The organism is Sutcliffiella cohnii, assembly GCF_002250055.1.
Classification (GTDB): domain Bacteria; phylum Bacillota; class Bacilli; order Bacillales; family Bacillaceae_I; genus Sutcliffiella; species Sutcliffiella cohnii.
This window is the reverse complement of the sequence record NZ_CP018866.1, coordinates 1,025,669-1,045,995: the sequence shown is the minus strand read 5'-3', so window position 1 is coordinate 1,045,995 and position 20,327 is coordinate 1,025,669. Positions and strand designations below refer to the sequence as shown.

General features: G+C 35.5%; 23 protein-coding genes and 1 tRNA gene. 8 read left to right on the top strand and 16 right to left on the bottom strand.

Annotation, left to right across the window (positions count from 1 at the left end; translation table 11 throughout):
* Nucleotides 1-128: 128 nt before the first annotated feature.
* Entirely contained in the window at nt 129-293 is a 165-nt protein-coding gene (locus BC6307_RS24715; RefSeq protein ID WP_157076585.1) for a hypothetical protein, read from the bottom strand.
* Nucleotides 294-321: 28 nt separating this feature from the next.
* Nucleotides 322-660 carry a hypothetical protein gene (locus tag BC6307_RS05090; protein ID WP_066412217.1) on the bottom strand — a complete coding sequence of 113 codons (339 nt, stop codon included), beginning with the start codon at nt 658-660 and terminating at the stop codon, nt 322-324.
* Between the two features lie 182 nt (nt 661-842).
* Here BC6307_RS05090 and BC6307_RS05085 point away from each other — a divergent pair, with 182 nt between their 5' ends.
* The 3 genes from BC6307_RS05085 (at nt 843) to BC6307_RS05075 (ending at nt 3,675) form a co-directional block, all read left to right on the top strand.
* Nucleotides 843-1,172 (top strand): hypothetical protein, encoded by a 330-nt coding sequence (locus BC6307_RS05085; RefSeq protein ID WP_066412218.1) that lies wholly within the window; start codon nt 843-845, stop codon nt 1,170-1,172.
* 159 nt (nt 1,173-1,331) lie between these two features.
* Nucleotides 1,332-2,828 (top strand): potassium/proton antiporter, encoded by a 1,497-nt coding sequence (locus BC6307_RS05080; protein WP_066412219.1) that lies wholly within the window; start codon nt 1,332-1,334, stop codon nt 2,826-2,828.
* Between the two features lie 31 nt (nt 2,829-2,859).
* A complete protein-coding gene (locus BC6307_RS05075; RefSeq protein WP_066412221.1) occupies nt 2,860-3,675 on the top strand; it encodes an undecaprenyl-diphosphate phosphatase in 816 nt (271 codons plus the stop codon).
* A 414-nt stretch (nt 3,676-4,089) separates the two neighbouring features.
* Here the strand turns inward: BC6307_RS05075 and brnQ are convergent, their stop codons facing one another.
* The 8 genes from brnQ to BC6307_RS05030 form a co-directional block, all read right to left on the bottom strand.
* Nucleotides 4,090-5,415: a branched-chain amino acid transport system II carrier protein gene (brnQ, locus tag BC6307_RS05070; protein WP_066414583.1), complete on the bottom strand. Its 1,326-nt coding sequence runs from the start codon at nt 5,413-5,415 to the stop codon at nt 4,090-4,092.
* 527 nt (nt 5,416-5,942) lie between these two features.
* Nucleotides 5,943-6,557, bottom strand: coding sequence for an ABC transporter ATP-binding protein (locus BC6307_RS05065; RefSeq protein WP_066414585.1), 615 nt, complete (start codon nt 6,555-6,557; stop codon nt 5,943-5,945).
* Nucleotides 6,547-7,470: an ABC transporter ATP-binding protein gene (locus tag BC6307_RS05060; RefSeq protein WP_066414587.1), complete on the bottom strand. Its 924-nt coding sequence runs from the start codon at nt 7,468-7,470 to the stop codon at nt 6,547-6,549. The genes BC6307_RS05065 and BC6307_RS05060 overlap by 11 nt, the downstream gene beginning before the upstream one ends.
* 14 nt (nt 7,471-7,484) lie before the next feature.
* Complete coding sequence (locus BC6307_RS05055; protein ID WP_066414591.1) at nt 7,485-8,321, bottom strand: ABC transporter permease; 837 nt, start codon at nt 8,319-8,321, stop codon at nt 7,485-7,487.
* Entirely contained in the window at nt 8,318-9,304 is a 987-nt protein-coding gene (locus tag BC6307_RS05050) for an ABC transporter permease (protein WP_066414600.1), read from the bottom strand. Before BC6307_RS05050 ends, BC6307_RS05055 begins: the two co-directional genes overlap by 4 nt.
* Complete coding sequence (locus tag BC6307_RS05045) at nt 9,301-10,902, bottom strand: ABC transporter substrate-binding protein (RefSeq protein WP_066414610.1); 1,602 nt, start codon at nt 10,900-10,902, stop codon at nt 9,301-9,303. Before BC6307_RS05045 ends, BC6307_RS05050 begins: the two co-directional genes overlap by 4 nt.
* 19 nt (nt 10,903-10,921) lie before the next feature.
* Complete coding sequence (locus BC6307_RS05040) at nt 10,922-11,614, bottom strand: GntR family transcriptional regulator (RefSeq protein ID WP_066414615.1); 693 nt, start codon at nt 11,612-11,614, stop codon at nt 10,922-10,924.
* 222 nt (nt 11,615-11,836) lie between these two features.
* A complete protein-coding gene (locus BC6307_RS05030; protein WP_066414621.1) occupies nt 11,837-12,694 on the bottom strand; it encodes a VanW family protein in 858 nt (285 codons plus the stop codon).
* A gap of 280 nt (nt 12,695-12,974) precedes the next feature.
* Here BC6307_RS05030 and BC6307_RS25485 point away from each other — a divergent pair, with 280 nt between their 5' ends.
* A complete protein-coding gene (locus BC6307_RS25485) occupies nt 12,975-13,100 on the top strand; it encodes a hypothetical protein (protein WP_268874263.1) in 126 nt (41 codons plus the stop codon).
* Nucleotides 13,100-13,582 carry a spore coat protein gene (locus tag BC6307_RS05025; RefSeq protein ID WP_066414623.1) on the top strand — a complete coding sequence of 161 codons (483 nt, stop codon included), beginning with the start codon at nt 13,100-13,102 and terminating at the stop codon, nt 13,580-13,582. Before BC6307_RS25485 ends, BC6307_RS05025 begins: the two co-directional genes overlap by 1 nt.
* Nucleotides 13,583-13,854: 272 nt before the next feature.
* Here BC6307_RS05025 and BC6307_RS05020 read toward each other — a convergent pair whose 3' ends face one another.
* Complete coding sequence (locus BC6307_RS05020) at nt 13,855-14,439, bottom strand: hypothetical protein (RefSeq protein ID WP_066414624.1); 585 nt, start codon at nt 14,437-14,439, stop codon at nt 13,855-13,857.
* Nucleotides 14,440-15,222: 783 nt separating this feature from the next.
* Here BC6307_RS05020 and BC6307_RS05015 point away from each other — a divergent pair.
* Nucleotides 15,223-15,606, top strand: coding sequence for a DUF4183 domain-containing protein (locus BC6307_RS05015; protein WP_066414627.1), 384 nt, complete (start codon nt 15,223-15,225; stop codon nt 15,604-15,606).
* A gap of 39 nt (nt 15,607-15,645) precedes the next feature.
* Here the strand turns inward: BC6307_RS05015 and BC6307_RS05010 are convergent, their stop codons facing one another.
* From BC6307_RS05010 to BC6307_RS04995, 3 genes are all read right to left on the bottom strand, one after another.
* A complete protein-coding gene (locus tag BC6307_RS05010) occupies nt 15,646-16,020 on the bottom strand; it encodes a DUF4183 domain-containing protein (protein WP_066414630.1) in 375 nt (124 codons plus the stop codon).
* Nucleotides 16,021-17,035: 1,015 nt separating this feature from the next.
* Nucleotides 17,036-17,107: transfer RNA gene (locus tag BC6307_RS05000), tRNA-Val, on the bottom strand.
* Between the two features lie 117 nt (nt 17,108-17,224).
* Nucleotides 17,225-17,737 (bottom strand): hypothetical protein, encoded by a 513-nt coding sequence (locus BC6307_RS04995; RefSeq protein ID WP_066414631.1) that lies wholly within the window; start codon nt 17,735-17,737, stop codon nt 17,225-17,227.
* Nucleotides 17,738-17,859: 122 nt separating this feature from the next.
* Here BC6307_RS04995 and BC6307_RS04990 point away from each other — a divergent pair, with 122 nt between their 5' ends.
* Both BC6307_RS04990 and BC6307_RS04985 read left to right on the top strand, forming a co-directional pair.
* Nucleotides 17,860-18,078: a WYL domain-containing protein gene (locus BC6307_RS04990; protein ID WP_066414632.1), complete on the top strand. Its 219-nt coding sequence runs from the start codon at nt 17,860-17,862 to the stop codon at nt 18,076-18,078.
* Nucleotides 18,079-18,162: 84 nt separating this feature from the next.
* Nucleotides 18,163-18,702, top strand: coding sequence for an HD domain-containing protein (locus tag BC6307_RS04985; RefSeq protein WP_066414634.1), 540 nt, complete (start codon nt 18,163-18,165; stop codon nt 18,700-18,702).
* 20 nt (nt 18,703-18,722) lie between these two features.
* Here BC6307_RS04985 and BC6307_RS04980 read toward each other — a convergent pair whose 3' ends face one another.
* Nucleotides 18,723-19,601 carry a GNAT family N-acetyltransferase gene (locus BC6307_RS04980; RefSeq protein WP_066414638.1) on the bottom strand — a complete coding sequence of 293 codons (879 nt, stop codon included), beginning with the start codon at nt 19,599-19,601 and terminating at the stop codon, nt 18,723-18,725.
* Nucleotides 19,602-19,682: 81 nt separating this feature from the next.
* Nucleotides 19,683-20,273 carry an SCO family protein gene (locus BC6307_RS04975; RefSeq protein ID WP_066414640.1) on the bottom strand — a complete coding sequence of 197 codons (591 nt, stop codon included), beginning with the start codon at nt 20,271-20,273 and terminating at the stop codon, nt 19,683-19,685.
* Between the last annotated feature and the right edge of the window lie 54 nt (nt 20,274-20,327).

Below are 20,327 nucleotides of genomic sequence, written 5' to 3'. Positions count from 1 at the left end.
TAATATAGTAACAATTATTTAACGCAAAACAAATTTTAATGCTTATAAGTATTTATTTAGCTCGTTTAAAAAAGTAGCTATTATATAGAAATAACTCAGGAGTAGTTTCTCCTGAGTTATTTTTTATATTATTTAAGTTTCCAAATTTCATCCCACGTATTGACCATATCCCAAGAAAAAGATGGCAGCACTGACAATAAGCTGTTGCCCGTAATTTCTCCTACAAATACGATCAATCCGAAGAAGAAAACCGTTGCAAAAAACAAAAAGGTGTAGCATTTCATTGTTTCCATTCTTAACACTCCTTATTGTGGTAATTTTTTAAGCCACAACAGGAAGAGAGAGATAGCTCCCTTCATAATATACCGGTGTTAAAAATGGTTTTAAAATAACTTCATATGTTTTGAATGGAGTAATTACATGTACAGTAGCTTGCTTTTTTACCTGTTTGGAAGGTTGTTTAATAGTTGCTTTTTCATTATGCGGCGATGTTAACCCACTATTTTTAGGTATAATACTAGTTTGCGCTAATTCAAAATTAGAGTCATCTGTAAGTATTGTCGAGTCATAATTAATTTTTTCTATCGTTGTCGCCATACTTATATTTCCAAACAATAAACTAAAACAAATAAGTAATAACGATAATTTTATTGTTTTCAATTTTCTTCTACCTTTACGGTTATTTTTTAACTATAACCTCATCATATTTCGTTCATTAAAAATAAGCAACTAAAAATTTTTTTAAAAAATTGAAGTATAATCTTTTTAATAACTACATTCTTTTAGTATACTAAAAAAATGTGCATTATTGTTCCTAATGACTTTGAAGGGAGGTATCTATCATGATGAGAATAGTTAAATTATCAATTGCTATGCTTTTGTTTTGTAGCTTTAGTTTAATGCACTTAGACATAAACAAGTTTGAAACAAATGAGTTAACGATAACAACTATTGATAAAGAAAGTTCGCAAGCAGTTATTCGTACCTCTACTCAACAATTACACAATACTATATCTCTTCCACATCACACAACCTCGCTTCATAAAGGTATATTTTATATTGTACCAGCTTACATCAAACCTCCAACTAAACAACAAAATGATGGAGTTTTTTGTGAAGCAACAAAATATATACTTCCTGCTATGTATCAATCAAACTATCTTTCTATCTAACCCTTCTTTATACATGAACTTTATTAGACATTTTTTTATGATTGGACACTGTTCTTTTTCAAATATTAATGTTCTATTTGGTTATGCTTTTAATATGGTACAAACTTTTTACTTTAAAGTATTTTTAGCTACAGTCTTTTTGAGGAGGAAACAAACTTTATGTTTGCAGAAATTACGATAGATTATTTTATATTACTTGCAGCGTTATTATTAATTATCGGGGTGCTTACAACAAAATTCTCATCCCGTTTAGGAGTACCAGCGCTTATTTTATTTATTTTAGTTGGTTTAATTGCTGGTAGCGATGGGCTCGGATTTATTCCATTTGATAATGTAAAAACGGCTCAACTTATCGGTATTTTGGCACTAATTATTATTTTATTTGAAGGTGGATTGTCCACCAAATTAGCGACAGTTAGATCCGTAGCTGTCCCTTCCCTTTCTCTTGCTACGTTAGGAGTAATTATTACAACAGCAGTTGTTGCTGTCGCAGCCAAATTAATTTTGAACGTATCATGGATGGAAGGATTTTTATTTGGTGCTATTGTTGGATCGACTGATGCAGCAGCCGTTTTCGCCGTTTTAAAAGGACATAATATCCGAGAAAAAATTGGTGCTACGCTCGAAGCAGAATCAGGCTCGAATGATCCAATGGCAATGTTTCTTACCATTTCTTTAATTGAATTATTATTAGTAGACAATCCATCTTATTTACTTTTGATCGGTTCTTTTTTCTGGCAAATGGGTATTGGGGGTCTTCTTGGCTATCTTTTTGGTAAATTAGCAACCATTTCAATAAATAAGATTAACTTAGATTCGAGTGGTTTATATCCCGTTTTTGCTTTAGCATTCGCCCTTTTAACGTATTGTATAACAGCTATTTTAGGGGCAAGTGGATTACTTGCCGTTTACATTGCAGCATTAATTATCGGAAATTCCGAATTAACGTATAAACAATCTATTTTTAAATTTAACGAAGGTTTTGCATGGATGGCTCAAATATTAATGTTTACCATCCTCGGTTTGCTTGCATTCCCCTCTCAACTGTTCACATGGGAAGTAATGATCAAAGGATTTGGTCTATCGTTTATTTTAATTTTAATTGCAAGACCAATTGCTGTGTTTCTTTCCACTATAAAAATGGGGTATTCCTTAAACGAAAAGATATTCCTCTCCTGGGCAGGGTTAAGAGGAGCTGTACCAATCGTATTAGCGACATTCCCTATGATTGCAGGCTTAGAAAATAGTCCATTGTTTTTTAACGTTGTCTTTTTCGTCGTTATAACTTCTGCATTGATTCAAGGCTCTACCATTTCTGTTTTTGCAGAAAAGCTTGGATTAACTGGTGCAAAAAGAGTAGAACCACCGTACTCCCTTGAGCTAGTGTCTATCGGTAAAGCAAATGCAGAAATAATTGAATTTGAAGTTAATGAAGAAACGTCTATTACTGGAATGTCTTTAAAAGACATTATGTTTCCTAAAGATGTATTAATAAATGCCATTATTCGCTCTGGAAACTTAATAACACCTCAAGGTGATACGAAGATAATTGCAGGTGATATTCTTTATATTCTTGTTTCAAAAAAGAGCAAAAAACAACTAAATGAAATGCTAAATAGCTCAATACAAAATCATAAGGGCGAGATGCAACAGTAATGCGGACTCTTTCTTGGGGGAAAATATATAAATGGAACAATTAATTATAACGATAAAATACTTAATCCTTGGCTTAATCCAAGGCTTCACAGAACCAATTCCTATATCATCAAGTGGACACGTCATTATCGGACAACAGCTCTTAGGTCTAGAGCAAAGAGGTTTAACTTTCGAAATATTAACAAATACTGCATCGCTATTCGCCATTTGTTTTATATACCGTAAAGATATAGCAAGACTTTTCGTTCACTCACTCTTCTATATACGGACAAAAAATACAGAATATAAATCTGACTTTATGTTTGTTGTTTTTATTGTAATTGGTACTATTCCTGCAGGAGTGTTAGGTGTATTGTTTGGAGATGTTATTGCACAATTTTTCACCTCCATGTACACCGTCGGGATTACACTAATAATTACCGGTTTTGCCTTGTGGTTAATTCGAAACTTACGTGGAAGGAAACGGGAAGGAGACCTTACTTATAAAGATGCGCTATTAGTTGGATTTGCTCAAGCGGCCGCCCTTATACCAGGTATTAGCCGTTCAGGGTCCACTATTATTACGTCGATTGCCGTTGGGATGAAACAAGACACAGCTTTACGATTCGCTTTTATGCTTTATATACCTGTAAGCTTAGGAGGCATGGTGCTAGGTATATCTGACTTAGTGAATACTCCAGACTTAAACACGTTAGCAATTCCATATATAAGTGCCTTTTTTGCTGCTTTATTCATGACATACTTCGCGATGAAATGGTTTATGGGAATAATGGCGAAAGGAAATTTAAAGTACTTTGCCTACTATTGCTTCATTGTTGGTACACTTTTAATTGTATTTAATTTTTAAGTACAAAAGCGGAGGCGCTTCGATCGGGCCCGTACAAACTGGACTATTCCGGTAGGAGATTAAGGAAACACAGCGAACGATAGAGAGCTGATGTTGACTTACCGTACGGACGGAACGGGAAGTTTGATAGGGCCTAAGCGCCGGAGCTAGATGACTCGAAAGCGGAGGTGACTCTCTCAGGTCCGATCAAACTGGAGCTTTTCCGCAGGAGATAAAGGAAACACGGTGAACGCGTATGCGTGAACTGATGTTGACTTATCGCACTTCGGATAAGGTAAGTTTTAACCGGTTTAGCCGCCGGAGTAGACGTAAAGTAAGTAAAGTTAGTAGTTATCCACAAAATTGCGACGTTTATAGTTTCCTTGTAAACGAAAAAAAAGCTACTCACCACATTATTGTGACGAGTAGCTTTTTTTAGTTTTCAACTGGTGCTGTACGTTGTTCTCCTATTATCATCGAGAACAGATAGCCAATAACTCCACCTACCATCGCTGGTATTAACCAGCCTAACCCAACTGAATACCATGGAAGAATAGCATTAAATAGTTCATGTACTCCTTGTACAGGAAGTCTTTCAATAACACTTACAATAAGTGTAAACGCAATACTCACTTGATAAACTGCCTTTTTCCCTTTGAATAAAGGATGTAAGAAAGTTAAAATCATTAAACAAATTGCTAAAGGATAAAGTGTATATAAAACAGGAATAGAAATCGCAATTAAGGTTGATAATCCAAAGTTTGATATTACTGCACTAAATACTGTAAAGACAACTGCCCATACTTTATATGAAATGGACGGAACAATTTTATTAAAGTAAGCTGCACAAGAAGTAATTAATCCAATACTTGTCGTTAAACACGCTGCAATAACGATAACTGCTAGCAGTACTTGTCCAAAAGATCCGAAATAGTGCTCAGAAACACTCGCTAAAACTGCTCCACCATTATCTAAAATCCCTAGACCTGCTACACTTGTTGCACCCATAAAAGCAAGAGAAGAATAGATAAGTGCTAGTAATACTCCTGCGATTAACGCAACTTTAAGACTCGAAACCATAATTTCTTTACTTGAAGCTGCTCCTCTTTCTTTTATGATATTAATTATGATAATTCCAAATACAAATGCAGCTAAAGCATCCATCGTTAAATACCCTTCTTGGAAGCCTTTAAAGAAACTATCATTCATATAAGTGTTAATTGGAGCCTGGATTTGTCCAATTGGGTTAAAGATTGCCGCAATAATTAAAATTCCAATTACAGCTAACAATAACGGTGTTAAAAACTTACCAATAACATTTACAAGACTGCTAGACTGCAAAGAAAAATACAAGGTGATTCCGAAGAAAATAATAGTATAAAGGAATAATGGCCAAAAGCCTGTCGCATCACCTATAAATGGTCGAATACCAATTTCAAATGAAACTGTATTTGTTCTAGGAATCGCAAAAAGCGGTCCGATTGATAAATAAAGTGCAATTGTAAATAATAAACCATATACTGGATGAACTCTACTTGCTAACGATTGTAAATCACTTTTACGAGAGAACGCTAATGCAACGATACATAGGACTGGTAATCCTACTCCTGTTACAATAAACCCAGCATTCGCCGCAAAAATATTCTCGCCAGCCATTTGTCCTAGCATTACTGGAAAAATTAAATTACCAGCTCCGAAAAATAGTGCAAATAGCATAAAGCCTACTGCAAATAAATTTGTTGTGTTACCTTTTGAAGACATTTTATCTTCCCCTCCAAATATTTTAGTATAATAATATACTTCTAGTATTTTTATCGACATAAAGCATAAAGTTATTTCAGTAAATCTTCGATATTGTCTGAAAGTTAATGTTGTACTTTGTCGAATCAAGCACGAAGACAATATAACATGAACAAAAGTTAAAAACAATAGTTTTCAGAAAATATTTTCATATTTGAATTTTGAAATTCTATTTTTTTACAGTGTTGGGAAAACGATATATTTTATATATTAAAATAATTTATGCAATAGCTCCCGGTATATTTAAGATGTATTCAAAATATCTTTCGCTTACTGTGTCAAGTGACTGTGGACTTGTTTAATTTCGTGTAAAAAGTAGAATAAAAATAGAAAGTATGCATTTTTTATTTAACCAAACTGCGCATACTCAAATTTGGTTGGATTAGAAGAAGGTACTTGAAATCTTTACATTGTGTTTAGACTACATTATCCAGTGACATCATTTCTATTAAACAAATAAGGTAAGGACTTCTTATTCAACAGAAGCCTTACCCCTCCTTTTCATTTACGTTTAATCTTATAACTCGCTGACACAACTTTTGTATGAGGCTTTCATCATGACTAACTACTATTATTCCAATCTTACGCTTCTTAGCAATCTCCATTACTGCTTGCCAAATTTGAGCTTGTGTAATAGCATCTAGCATAGTTGTCATTTCATCCGCTATTAAAAATCGTGTATGTGATGCTAGTGCTCGTGCGATACAAAATCGTTGTAGTTCACCGCCCGACAACTCATTTGGCCATCTTTTAAGCCATTCTTTTTGAATTCCTAGCATTTGCAGTATTTCTTGATCCTGTTCTCCACTTTCCGATAATACTTGACCCATTTTCCAGCGAGGATTAATTGCTTTTTCAGGATGTTGAAATACTAATTGAACTGGATGGTATCCTACTACTGGCAATGGACTTCCGCCTAACGTTACTTCGCCTGTGGAAGGCGATTCATAACCGGCTAAAATTTTACACAACGTTGTTTTTCCGAACCCACTAGGAGCTACAATGCCAACAATTTCGTCTTCGTTTACTTCTAAGGTTACATTTTCAAATAACGGAGTGTTGTTACCATATCGGAAGGATACATTTTCGGCTTTAAGTTGCATAGATACACCTCACCATTCCGTCGCGTAAACTTCTCATCTCTGGTCTTTCTTTTTTACAATCGTCCGTTGCCATTTTACATCTCGGCTCAAATAAACATCCCGGTGGCAATTGACTAGCATGAGGTTGAGTTCCTTCGATCCCAATAAAATCATTTTGTGGAAGAGCGCGCCATAACGCTTTGCTATAAGGGTGCCTTAGCTTTTCACCACTTCCACTAAAATGTTGTACAGGAGATGTTTCGACATTCGTTCCAGCATAAAACACCGAGATTTTATCTGCAATTGTAAGCGCCGAATCGATATCATGTGTAATGAGTATTACCCCACATCCAGTGTCTGCTAGATCCCTTATAGATTTCATTGCCTCTAAAAGCACTGCTTTGTCCATTCCTGGTGTTGGTTCGTCTGCAATTATTAGCCTTGCCCCGCTTACGGTTGCGGTGGACAATAACACTCGCCTCGCCATCCCACCTGACAGTTGAAAAGGATACATTTTTTCTACTTCGTTTTTTAATTGATATCTTTCAAAAACTTTCCTCTGTTTCGTTTTCGCATCTCCGTTTTGAACTGCAGTTTGAACTTGTTTCCCAACTTTCATCAATGGGTCTAGAAAATTAACAGATTGTGGAATTAATGCTATTTCGGTCCCTCTTATCGTTTTTTGTCGAGAAGCAGTTAATAGTTTACCATTATATTTAATCGTACCGCCCACCGTAGCATTTTTAGGAAGTATGCCTAAAATCGCATGGGCTAACAAGCTTTTTCCCGATCCACTAGCTCCGACGACTGCCACCACTTCTCCTGCTTTCACCGATAAATCTAAGCTGGAGATATACGTCCTTTTTTCTCTTCTAAAACCTTTCGTATACTCGGTAAACGATACTGATAAGTTTTCTACTTCTAGAATAGACATGCATATCCCCCTTCTTAATTTTCTTTTTTCTCGATATTTAGTAGAATGCGAACATTTTCACCTAGTACATCAAATGTTCTTACGACAACGAGTAAGCAAAGGCCAGGGAAAAACGCAAGCCACCACATTCCGCTAGATAAGTACTTCATAGACTCCGAAAGTATAATTCCTATCGCTGGTTCGTGCGGGGATAAACCTAACCCTATAAAGGTGACAGCAGCCTCATGTAAAATCGCATGGGGAAAGAGCAATAAAAACCCTACTAAAATTTGTGGCAATACGTGGGGGAAAATATGCTTCGTTACGATCCACCAGTTTGACTTCCCCATCTTTTTCGATAGCTGAACATAAGGTGCGGAACGAATCTGCATTACTTCCGCTCGAACGATTCGAGCAAGGCTTGGCCAATGTGTTAGTGCAATACCAACGACAATAGCTTTTGTCCCGCCTCCTAACGTAAAAGCAATTAGTATTAACGTTACTAAATGTGGGACACTTAAAAACAAATCAATTGTCCACGATACGATTCGGTCAGCCGTTTTTCCGAGTGTAGCAGCAATCATTCCAAGTGTAATTGCGATAAAAGTACTATTAACAGCACCTAGTACACCGACCGTAACGCTAAGAGAAAGCCCTTTTATCGTACGAGAAAACATATCTCTACCTAACCAGTCCGTCCCGAATGGATGTAAGAGCGTTGGCGAAACGTATTTCGCTTGTAGATTAGTAGAAACAGTTTCTTCATTAAGTGAAGCACCAATCACGATGATACTTCCTAAAAATAGTAAAGAGAAAATAGCAAAGAATAAAGCCTTTTGTTTTTTATTCATTAGTGTAAAGGGAGAAATCATAACGAACTATCCTCCCTTATCCTCGGATCTAAAAACTTATAAAATACGTCAGCTACTAAATTTCCTACGAAAACAAAGAGGGTACTTATGATGACTAGCCCTAGTAATAGCGGGACATCTCCACGAAGGCCCGCCTCTACTGTCGCTTGACCTAAGCCTGGGTATGAAAATACTTGCTCAGCTAACACCGCGCCACCAAATAATTCACCCCAGGCCGCAAACTGTATCGTAATGGCGGGAATGGCAATATTCCGCAAACCATGACGCCAAACTAATAGAAAACCTTTTTCGCCTCTTGCTTTTGCAAATAGAACATAGTAGCTCTCTAAAACCTCATTTAATTTTTGTCTCGTATGAAGTGCAACATTTCCAACCCCAACGATACTTAATGTTAGCGCTGGGAGGAAAGTATGCTTCCATCTATCAAGCAATGTAACATCTTCTGATAGAGTACCAGGAGGAACACTCAGTCCAATTGGGAACCAACCTAGCCAAACGGCGAAAACAATTAAGACTAAAAGCCCCATCCAAAATGTCGGAGTGGAAGCTAGTGTATAACAATACCATTTAATTAGTCTATCTATCCATGTATCTCTATTCATTGCTGCTATAATGCCGAGAATAAATCCTACTACCCCTGATAGGCTCCAAGCGGCTAACATTAAAACTAACGTGTGCATAAGCCTCTCGCTTATTACTTCTGATACTGGTTGTCGATAGATCATCGATGTTCCCATATCTCCTTTTAACAAGGAGGAGCCCCAATTAAAAAATTGCACCATGAATGGTTGGTCTAATCCCCAATATTGAGCAATTTTCTCTCTTTGCTCTGGACCTACATTTAATTGTTCCGCTCCGATATATGCTTGTATCGGATCAATTGGAGAGCTTTTTAATAAGAGAAAGGATAGAAAGCAAATCGCCACTAAAAGTGTTACCATTCTTACCGACTTACTTATAAGGAAGATTAATGGCTTTCTCATTCTTCCTTAACCCATTTCCATTGCTCAATATTACTCGTAAGTGGCCAACCATGTCCGTGAGGCTGAACTCGTTGATTTCCAATATCAAGACCCTCTTTAATCAAATAAACATGGTCTATATTTACTAACCACGCCCAAGGTGTATCTGCACTTATACCTGTTGTGCCATCCCATTGGGCTTTCCTCCAATAAGATAGTGCTTCTTCTACATCATTTGACGTTAATGCTTTTTCTAAATAATCGTCTACCACATCATTTTTATAAAATCCGGTATTGTAATATTCGATTCCAGCAAAGTTACTGCTATAAACATTGTATAACTCTTGAGGGTTATGACTACCCCACCCCATCATCACTGCATTGGAATACATCTTTTGCTCAATCTTATCCCAGCTTGCTCCTTCTACATTAATAGCAATTCCTAATGGTTTTAACATATCCGCTACTACGATAGAAAGAGACTGCCTAATTGCATCGTCAGCAGGATAATAAAGACTAAACTGCGCTTTTAACCCATTCTTTTCCACGACCCCATCATCATCACTATCTATCCAACCAGCATCTGCTAATATTTGTTCGGCCTGTAGGAGGTTACTATCTTCAAAGACTGTCTCTTCGTTCCACCAAGGTAGACCATCAACAGATGTATAGGCTTTGGAGCCATATCCATCAAGGACACCATCAATTAGTGCTTGTCTATCGATGGCAATGTTCATTGCTTTTCTAATTGCAGGGTCCGCTGTAACATCATTTCCGATTGGTAAACCATCTTCCGTAAAATTACCCGATTCAACATATGGAAATGCAATTCCTCGACTATCAACGGACCGAATTGCTTCTAATCTCATTCCTTTTACTTCCTTATGAGTAAAAGTAGCCGGTATAGCCGCAATATCAACTTGACCAGCTTGTGCGGCTGCAAAGGTAGCATCTTCATTTAAAAATAAAAATGTTAACTGCTGAAAATATGGCTTGTCACCATAATAATTTGGATTTGCTTTTACGATTAATTGTTGTCCTTTATCCCATTGAACAAATTCATACGGTCCTGAGCCGATTGGTTGTTGGGCGTACTTGTCACTATATGCGTGCATAGGGACAATTCCTGTTTCAACTAAAGAATGAATAAACGTTGACTGTGGACTTTTCAACGTAAATTTAACGGTAAAACTGTTCTCCACTTCTACTTTTTCTAAGTTTGTAAAATCAACAATAGACCCTTTTTGTAATGCTGTTTCGAACGTAAATTCCACATCTTCGCCTGTCAGGTTTACTCCATCTGAGAACGTGACATCTTCACGTAATGTTACGGTCCAAACTTTCCCATCTTCACTTACTTCATAGCCGATAGCTAAGTCATTTACTATATTTAGATCGTTATCTCTCTTAAATAACGTACTTTGAAATAATGGTGACCCATAACGTCCCCAGCCTGTTGTAGGGTCAAAACCGTTGCTTGGCTCACCTTTTATGGAGAGTACTAGCTCGTCCCTCTTCTTCTCTTTATTTTCTACTTTACTTTCTCCATCTGTTGTACAAGCTGTTAAAAATAATAAAACTATCGTAATTAATAAAATTCCATGTTGTTTGCTTATCATTTGATGTCACACCTTTAAATTAATCTGTAAAATATGTTGGAAATTGCTCCCGTAACCTAGGAATTTCTGCATGATATTTCGTCAAATGGCGTTTCAGTAATTCTTCAACCTTTTTTTCTTCTTTATGTGTAAGACATGTAAACAATTGTTCATGGTCGACGATTAAATCTTCTGTTAAAACTATTTCTCTCATCGCTAAATATCGGAAACGATTTAAATGACCGCGCATGTGGTAAATTACCCCTTGCAACGTTTCGTTTCCAGCTAGTTGAAGAATTCGGTTATGAAAGGCTTCATCCCATTGAAGAAACAGTTTCATATCTTGATCCTCCGCTGCTTCTCTTTGTTGCTGTAGTATTCTCTTAATCTCTCTTTCTGCTGTTTCATACACTTTCGTACTTTGCCAATTCGTTGCGACAAGCTTAAACGCACTAGTTTCAAGGCTTAACCGAACAAACCCGCTTTCTTTTACCTTTGATTCTGAAATTCTCACAACCTTTTTCGTTCGTTGCGGTGTAACTTCAATTAAGCCTTCTGATATAAGAAGTTTGAATGCATCTCGAGTCGGAGTACGACTTATGCTTAATTGCGATGCTATTTCGTTTTCAAAAATTGTTTGTCCTGGTTCAAGCTCTAAAGTAATAATTGCTTCTCTTAATGCTTCGTAAGCTTGTTCCCCTAAGTTTTTTGTAGACGAAGATACATTATTCATTCGAATATACCACCTTACTTTTCATTTAAAAGTCTTGTCTAAGTATACATGTATACATGTATACACGTCAATAAAAAGAAATGCTTTTTGTACACAATTCTTATAAGTCCGTTCCTCTTTGCTAAATATCACCATCCATATTGGATCAGTATGGGTAAATAAATCCTTGCAGTTCCGTTTTATGTAGATATTAAGAAACATAACAAAGAGGACCCCTTCTATTTATTTCTCAATGTTTATATCTTCTGATGAATAAAGAGTAACTATTACGCTACCTCGATACCCTTTTGCTCTTATCAATATGGGTTGATTATATTGGTTTTGAAAACGAAAGTCTGGACCGTACCAACTGACGGTTGCATCTCGACCAGGTGGCACATAAGGAACTCTTCTACTATGGGAATATCTTTCCACAATCTTCAAGCCTGCATTATCAACCGCATTAAATAATGTGGATGATACTTGACATATTCCCCCTCCTACTCCCTCGGATAATTCTCCTCTCACGATAATCGGTGCGAGTAAATAGCCCCTTTCAATTGTTCGCTTTCCAACTGTTTCATTAAATGAAAAAGTTTCATTCGGAAATACAACGTGATTATCGATTGCACTAGCAGAAAGAAAAATATTATGAGACCGACTTAAATTATAAGCGTTAAAAAAGGTTACGTACTGACCTATTCTTTTTACTCTAACTTGAGATAATAATTCACTATCCACCTTTGGGTAAACGGTTAATGTTGGCACTTCAATCGTTGATCTACCTTTTCCAAAAAGATAAGCATAAAATTTTTCTAAAAATGCTTGTTTATTTAGCTTCTTTCCTGCTTCTTCAGGAACAATTTGACCGTCCTCGCCTATATATGCATTCTTTGCTGGTTTATATATACTCTCTTCTATTTTTTCTAGCCACCCGTTCGTTTGTTCACTATCTATAATCGGAAAACCGGGGTTTGGGATGAGAAAATCATCCCGATTAATAACGGAGATAGTTTCTCCGTCTTCTTTAACAGTAAGATCATTTTGTACTTCAACCGGTTGAGTAAATGCTAATAAAAACGATAAACAAAACACTATCAATAGTAGCCACCTCCACAATTTAGTATGAGCTTTTTGCTATACCTTCATGTAGTAGTAACTAAATTAGCTTTTTTGTAGAAGATTTTAATATATAAAAAAGCTTGAATCTCAAGTCTCTTTAAGTTAGTACAATGAACATACTTTTAGAAAGTAATACTTTAATCTTTATTCTGTATATATAGAAAACGTAAATACATTTCTTTCTAAAATACTGGTATAACTTATAATCTTAAACAAATACTAGAATCGTTTCATACATATTACTAATGGAGGGTACAAAATGAATTTAGCAGCTCATGAACTTTTAGAAACACAAGAAGCTTTACGTACGAAGGCAGCAGAAATTGAAGAACACGGAATGTTTGCTAGTCAATGTAGTGATCAACGGCTTAAAGGAATTCACTAATGAAGCATCAACAACAAATGATGATGGCATACCAACAAGGGGTCAACTTAATGCAGGGTAAGGGAGCGCAGATATCCCATACAGCTCCAAATTTCCAGGCACAAAATGCAAACATAAATGCACATCACCAAGTTACAATGTCAGCTCCAATGGCGAATGCAAAAACTCTTGCCGACCAAACGATTGCTACTTTAGCCCTTAATACTCATAAATCTGGTGCTGTTATGGGAATGCAATGGGCAAATGAATGTGTAGATCCTCAAATTCGTATGTACCATGTAAACGGAGCTAATATGTGTCAAGAAATGGCTTACGAAATTTGGAGTTGGATGAATCAAAATGGATATTATCAACCACCAACTTTTGATACTACCCAAACGACTCAAATGACAGGCATGTTCCAGCCAATGGATACAATGAATAATATGGGAACAATGAATATGCAAGGACAAAATAATGGAATACAAGGTAATATTCAATAATTAGGATAAATACATTTTTGGTTAGGCACTTCAAATGTTAGAGTAAAATTTAACGTTTGATGTGCTTTTATTTGACTAAATATAAAATTAAGACTTTGAGAAAGAGTTAGGTTATAAGTTATAAAAGCGTGAAGTTGGGATATCCGAGGTGAGATTAGCTGGCAAGAATAAAAAAGAATGATTTTAAAAAAGAAGGATATTTTGGCTTTTTTATGATATAGAAAAACAAATCCCCATTATAAAAAGTCTTGGCAATAACCAAGAGCTTCCAACTAATTATTAAATTTAAAAATACTTCCTCTTTCCTGAAGGTTTATGAAAAGATTTGTAATGAACTTTGAAACAATAAAAAACAATACATAAAATAAAAATAAATAAAAGTAATTTACCCAACTAAACATTCTAAATAGCCCACGACTTACAAGGATTGGTTTTAAAACGAATGCAAAACCTGCAGATAACAAAGTAGAATATAAGTAAAAATTTTTATTTTTATTAAGAGTCCACTGATAAATCATCATATAAGATACCGGTACCAAAGAGGCATCGAGTGCAAAACTTGGTAGAATCGGAAGGACTTTATAGGGATATTCCCATAATCCTAATCTAATACCTGCAGAATTAGTATATGCAAACCATACATGATAATTTAGGCCATAGAATCCTAAAAGTAAAGCCTTAACTCGATCTATCTTAATAAACAAAATGATAAGAGGAACAATCAGGATTAATATGACAATCCAAAATTGCCAATCATTTAAACTAGAATATTGCTTCCAATACTCTATACCCATCTCTGACAAATTTTCATTTTTCCTTCTTATGTTTTTTAGTAATTCTAGTTGATTTTCACTCATGAAAAACCCACCTTTTTTAAAGATTAGTCATTATTTTAGCCATATAAGCCTAAAATATCCTGTTTATTAAATAAAGTAGAGTTTAACGTTTGGTCTTTTGCACTTCCTTACCTTTTTGTTTCTCAACTAGAATTAATTTATTTTTGTCCATTTCTTCTTTGCACCTGTTCTTACCGCGCAAAAAAAGAGCCAACATTTTCGTCGACTCTTGAATCTGGTTTTAATCAGGTTAATTTATATACTTTATATTTGTTTTTGTTGCGCTTTTTGCCTGATACATTGCCATATCAGTCTGATTAACTCCTTGGCTTTATACTCGCCTCTACACACTACTATTTTTCAATGCAAAAAACTGCGGAAATTGGATTCGTCGTCAACATAACTGTTATATTCTAAATTATTTTAGAAAATAAAAAATGCCAAGAACTGTTGTGGTTAAGGAATTACGGGTATGAACCCCTGACCCCTAGGTGGACTGCTACCGTTGTTCACATACTCAACACGTCTTGGATAGTAATCACAGATAGAATGATGTAGTGGTACTAACCTTGAAACAGTTTGTTTCTTCAAATAATTCACATTTATAGAATATCTTTTTATCTATTGAATAAATGTCTGTACTATGCAACTAACACACGCCTCAGTTAGTGATATAACTTAGTGCGTATTATCTACAAATTTTAAATTGTGTTATTACCACAGTTAACTAGTCTAAACATATTATTAATTTAAATCATATTATGTTATTCAGAAGTATTATTAATATTAGATAGGAGGTTTATCATGGCACTGCAACTTATGAAACTTCTTGTAACTGCTACTACAACAACAACCGTTGGTCCAACGCCTGAAAAATTCTTTCATGTAACAACTGTAGAAACTCCTGCTGGGTCTACATTATCAATCGATACAGCGGATTTCTTTAACGATGCTGGTGCAATTGCTACTGACCTTCCTGCTTTAGCCACTGATAATAGTTACTTTAAAGTATATATTAACGGTGTTTTGCAAATGGAAGGAATTTCAACTTATACACCTGGTGCAACAACGATTGGTTCACTTGGTATTGATGTGCCAGCTGGAGGAGACCCAATATTACAGGGTACACCAATTGTGTTAGAGGTAGTAAATTACTCACCAACATCCTCAACTGATGTTGAAACTTAATAAAAAAATTCAGGGTTTCATAAACAGCCCTGAATTTTTTTATGTGTTATAAACTGTAATAAACTGAAGAATAATAGGTGTATTTTTTTGAGGAATATTGTTTGTTTTTAAACTAAGGTATCCTTTTTTCACCTCATAAGTATTTGGAGGCTGTAGAACGCCATTTATAAATAGGTTTATATATGATACAGTTTTTGGATCTAAAATACCTCGTTCACCGTATTCCTTCAGTTCATTTTTATTTGTGTAGATTGAACTTACACCATCAGATAAAGCATTGTACTGATAAGTATCCACTTTTAAAGTATTATTAGCCTGTTTAAAAGGAATTCTGATATTAATCTCACTAGTTGATATTTTCCAATCTAAAACCCTCTTAGTAGAAATAATATGTTTATTTTTATTCGAATTCATCTAGACCACCTACCCTTTATTTATAATATGTTTTTTATGACAGGTGGTAATGGACAAAAGTCTAATAAAACTAACAAGTTACAAAGAATTGGCCAAAACTTAACCACATTACCTCTCAAAAAGAAATTTTAAAAAACTTAAAAACAAATCTTTTACTAAAATATCGTTGTACTCCCCCAGTGAGATTAATGTATCCCTAAGTACTCGCTTATTCGCAGGCTTTCAAACTACTAGTAAGAACTATAGCGGATAAATGGAATGACTTTTGATAATAAAAGCTACAGAAGGCATGCGGAAATAGAGGATTCATAGGAACTCAACCTTTTACCATATGATACGCGATTCTCCACGCCGCCTCTGGAGGCTTTCCTTCCCATGTCTCAACGGGTCTTTTGCTCTCTAATTCCTTCCTCATGCCTATCCAAAAAAAGTTATATGGGTAAACCGTTCAGTTTCTCGTGTTACTAGATTAGGTTGTATATTCTCTAGTCCTAAAAAAAGTCCATATGTCATGTTCCCATACCAGATTTTCTCATTGAAGGACTGCTTTCTCATAGGAAAACGCAAGAAGGATGGAAAGAGAACTCCGCAAAAGAGTATTAAGAACTTTCCTTGTATTTTTAACCGAAAGCGGAACGATACAAGACCTACGAAACGTATTACGTGAATTGAGGAAAATATGTAAACGCTAAAGTCACACCTATCCGATTTCAAGACATACGACACTCTCATGCCTCCATCCTCATTGCCGAGGGTGTTGCATTGTAAAAGTGGCAGCCCGATTAGGACACAGTAATCCAAAGATTACTTTAGAAATTTATGCTCTTTCATGCCAAATGAAGATAATGGTGTAGCAGGTATTCCACAAAGCATTTAAAAAGTCACGAAGCGTTAGTAAATACAAATTCAAGAAAAAAAGCAATCTTGAGTAATGGATGATAGATAATACTTATGAAAAAAAAAATAAAAAAGCTGAAACCCACGATAAATCAAGGATTCCAGCATTTTGATTGTATGATCTGAGAGGGATTCGAACCCCCGACCCCTACCCTGTCAAGGTAGTGTTCTCCCACTGAACTATCAGATCGCAATATAAATTAATTTTAAGAATATATTAAATTATAGTATATAGAAGGTAGGCTTGGCAATCCTTTTTTAAAAAACTCTATTTACAATTAGTATAGCCACCATAACAGGTGGCATTTTATTTTTTATGCTTTTCCTTCAGCCATTCATTTAACTCGTCTGTTAGTAGGTTAAATGGTACCTCTTTTGGAGTAAAGTATCCTACTTCTAAAATTTTGTATGCATTGTTTTCTAATTCGACGTAAACTATATCTTGAAATGGAGTAACTGTTATTTCCTTTACTTTGCCGCTAAACATGTTACGAATGCTATCCTCTTCCTCCATGGATAATGACCATTTAGTTTGTCGGTACTTAGGGTTCGTATCATTAAAAACTGGTACGTTACTATCATTTTCATTTCCTATAGCGAGATCCACTTTTTCATGTATCTTATGTAATAGCTCAATTACTTCTGCAAAGCCGATGAACAAAATCCCCACGACAAAGCTAACTACCCACCAATAAAGCGCCATCAACCAATCAAATTCATAATGAGATGCGCCAATTACAATACCGAAAAGAATGCCAAATGCAATGATTCCTACGCCAATTCGGACGATTATTTCTGCAATTCTATTCTCTCTACTCACCCCAACTCCCCCTTTCCATCAATTTTAGCAATAATTACCGCTACTTAACAGCTGAAAATTATTTCTTTTTCGTTGTATAAGAAACGTATGTTCGCATATAATAATTATAGGAGGTGACTTCAGTGCAAAGGTTATTACAGCGACTTCACGAAGAAAATAAGCTCGTCGACATCATTTATGAAGCACATAATGGAACGATTACCCAACGAACTATTCAAATTATTAAATTAGAAGCAACATATATAACTGCCTTTTGTTATTTAAGGAACACAAATCGAACGTTTAAAATAGAGAACATGTTATCAGTATTTCCTCATAAAAAAATAAGGAAAATTAGTTAATATACCCATTGCCATCCCGCTTGTCTCTATGCTATTCTGTAAAGAAACACTTTTCGGACTTAATACAGAAGGAGGCAAAAAGAGATGAAGAACGTAACATTAGCAGAAATATTTTTACACCCGATTACACAAAAATATTTACAACGATCTGGCATTGCGCACGCAGTAAAGGTTACGGAGCATGCGTTTCATTTAGCCTTTAAATATAATGTGGATCTTGATTTAGCGACAAAGGCCGCTCTTTTACATGATATTGGTCATTATGAATGGTATCGTAACGGCAAGTGGGATTATGAGTTATATCGCGAAAACGACATTCACGCCATTAAAGGTGCAGAGCGTGCTCATAAACTATTAATTCGCTTAGGGGAAGAACCGCAAAGAGCGAAGCAAATAAGTGTTGCGATATTATTGCATACCGATTCCTATTTACCAGAGGCGCAAATAAAAAGAAGCCCACTACAAAAAGTAGTGAAGCTTGCTGATGAGATGGATGAGGAAAAAGGTGGGAACCATCATTATAATGTAATGGATATAGAAACAGCCTTTCAAAGATTACAACGATTAGATAAGTTAATAGAAACGTATCATCCTCTACCAGCATACAAAGAAAATTTGAGGTAGCCATAAAAGCGACCTCAAAACTACATATTTAAGTAATAATCATAACCGCTTATCGTGCGAAATCCTACACCTTCATATAAACTTAAAGCATTTTCATTACTTACATCCACATCAAGTCTTATTGGTTTTAATCGATCATTTTTTCGAATAAGCTCAACCGCTGCTTGCAATATTTTTTTACCGTATCCTTTCCCTCTTTCTTCAAATGAAACGGTAAAAGCACTTATGTACATAGAAGCACCTTCATTGGAAATAGTTAAAGTAGCAAATACTTTCTCATCATTTTTTACGATATAAACTTCATATCCTTCTTGCGTAATGTTTCTAGTTAACAGGGGTTCGACTTGTTTCGGGTCTCCACCAAAGCCAAAGCCGTCTAATAACAATTGTGTGATTGTCGGAACGTCACTGGATGTTGCCTTCTCTAAAAGAATAGATTCTAAATTATACTTGTTGTTGCGACCTTCATCATATTCCATCGTATATTCCGAAAAGGAATAAACAGCTCCAAGCTTTTTCATTAGCCCTTTCGCTTCCAGTGACTTTTCTGGACAAACGAATAGTATTTCGTCCACTTTTCGTTCTGCACAAACAGTTAATGCTTTTTCAAGCAAAGTGGAAAAAATACCTTTTCTTCGATAGGCTGGTGATACCATTCCCGCAATCTCCACTTTCGTCACATCAACAAATGTATATAGCCCAACAAAGCCGACTAACTCCGCTCGATCATAAGCAAGTATAAAAAATAAATGTGGTTCATCTGCTTTAGAAATCATCGACACGTTAATACTAGATGCTATTTCTAGTTTGTCATGTTCCTCACAGTTTTTTAGCAATCGTACCACTTCATTATATTGGTCTTCAGACAAACTTTTCATTGATTCATAGTGAATGGTCATAGGCTTCTTCTCTTTCCATTAAATTAACACTTTCGTCTCTTTAGCAGGAGAGCAACGGTCACTCCCCCACTTAGTTAAAGATTATTCACCATTTGCTTTTAATATTTCCACATCTTCCTTAATTTTTTCAAAATCAACATCAATTCCACTATATTCACCACGTACGAACCCTTGTTGGTCAATTAAGAAAATAGCTGTACTATGCTGATATTGGTTACCACCTTCGATTTTGTAAGCTGGTACCATAAAGGAAATGTTAGCAAAGCTTTCAATTTCTCGTTGATTATAACCTGTTACGAAATCCCAAGTAGAAAAGTCTGCATCGACTCTTTCTCCATATTCCTTCAGTGCTGCTGGGTTATCATATTCAGGGTCAATACTAAATGAAACAATTGGAGTCGTTGCGTCATTTTCTGCTAAGTATTGTTGTACTTTTGACATGTTCGCCGTCATTGGTGGACAAACCGTCTCACAATTTGTAAAAATAAAATTAGCTAACCAAACGTCTCCTTTACGGTCTTTCGTTTGGAATGCCTGCTCATCTTGATTTATTGCGTCTAATTCTTTTACTTCTAATTTCATCGGAAAATACTCATCTATGTTCACACTATTTCCAGCACCACATGCTGATAAAAAGAAAAGTACAAACAATAAGGACATTCTTTTAATCATAATTTCCTCCTTGCGAATAAAGGTGTCGAACTTATTATAGCTCGACACCTCTTG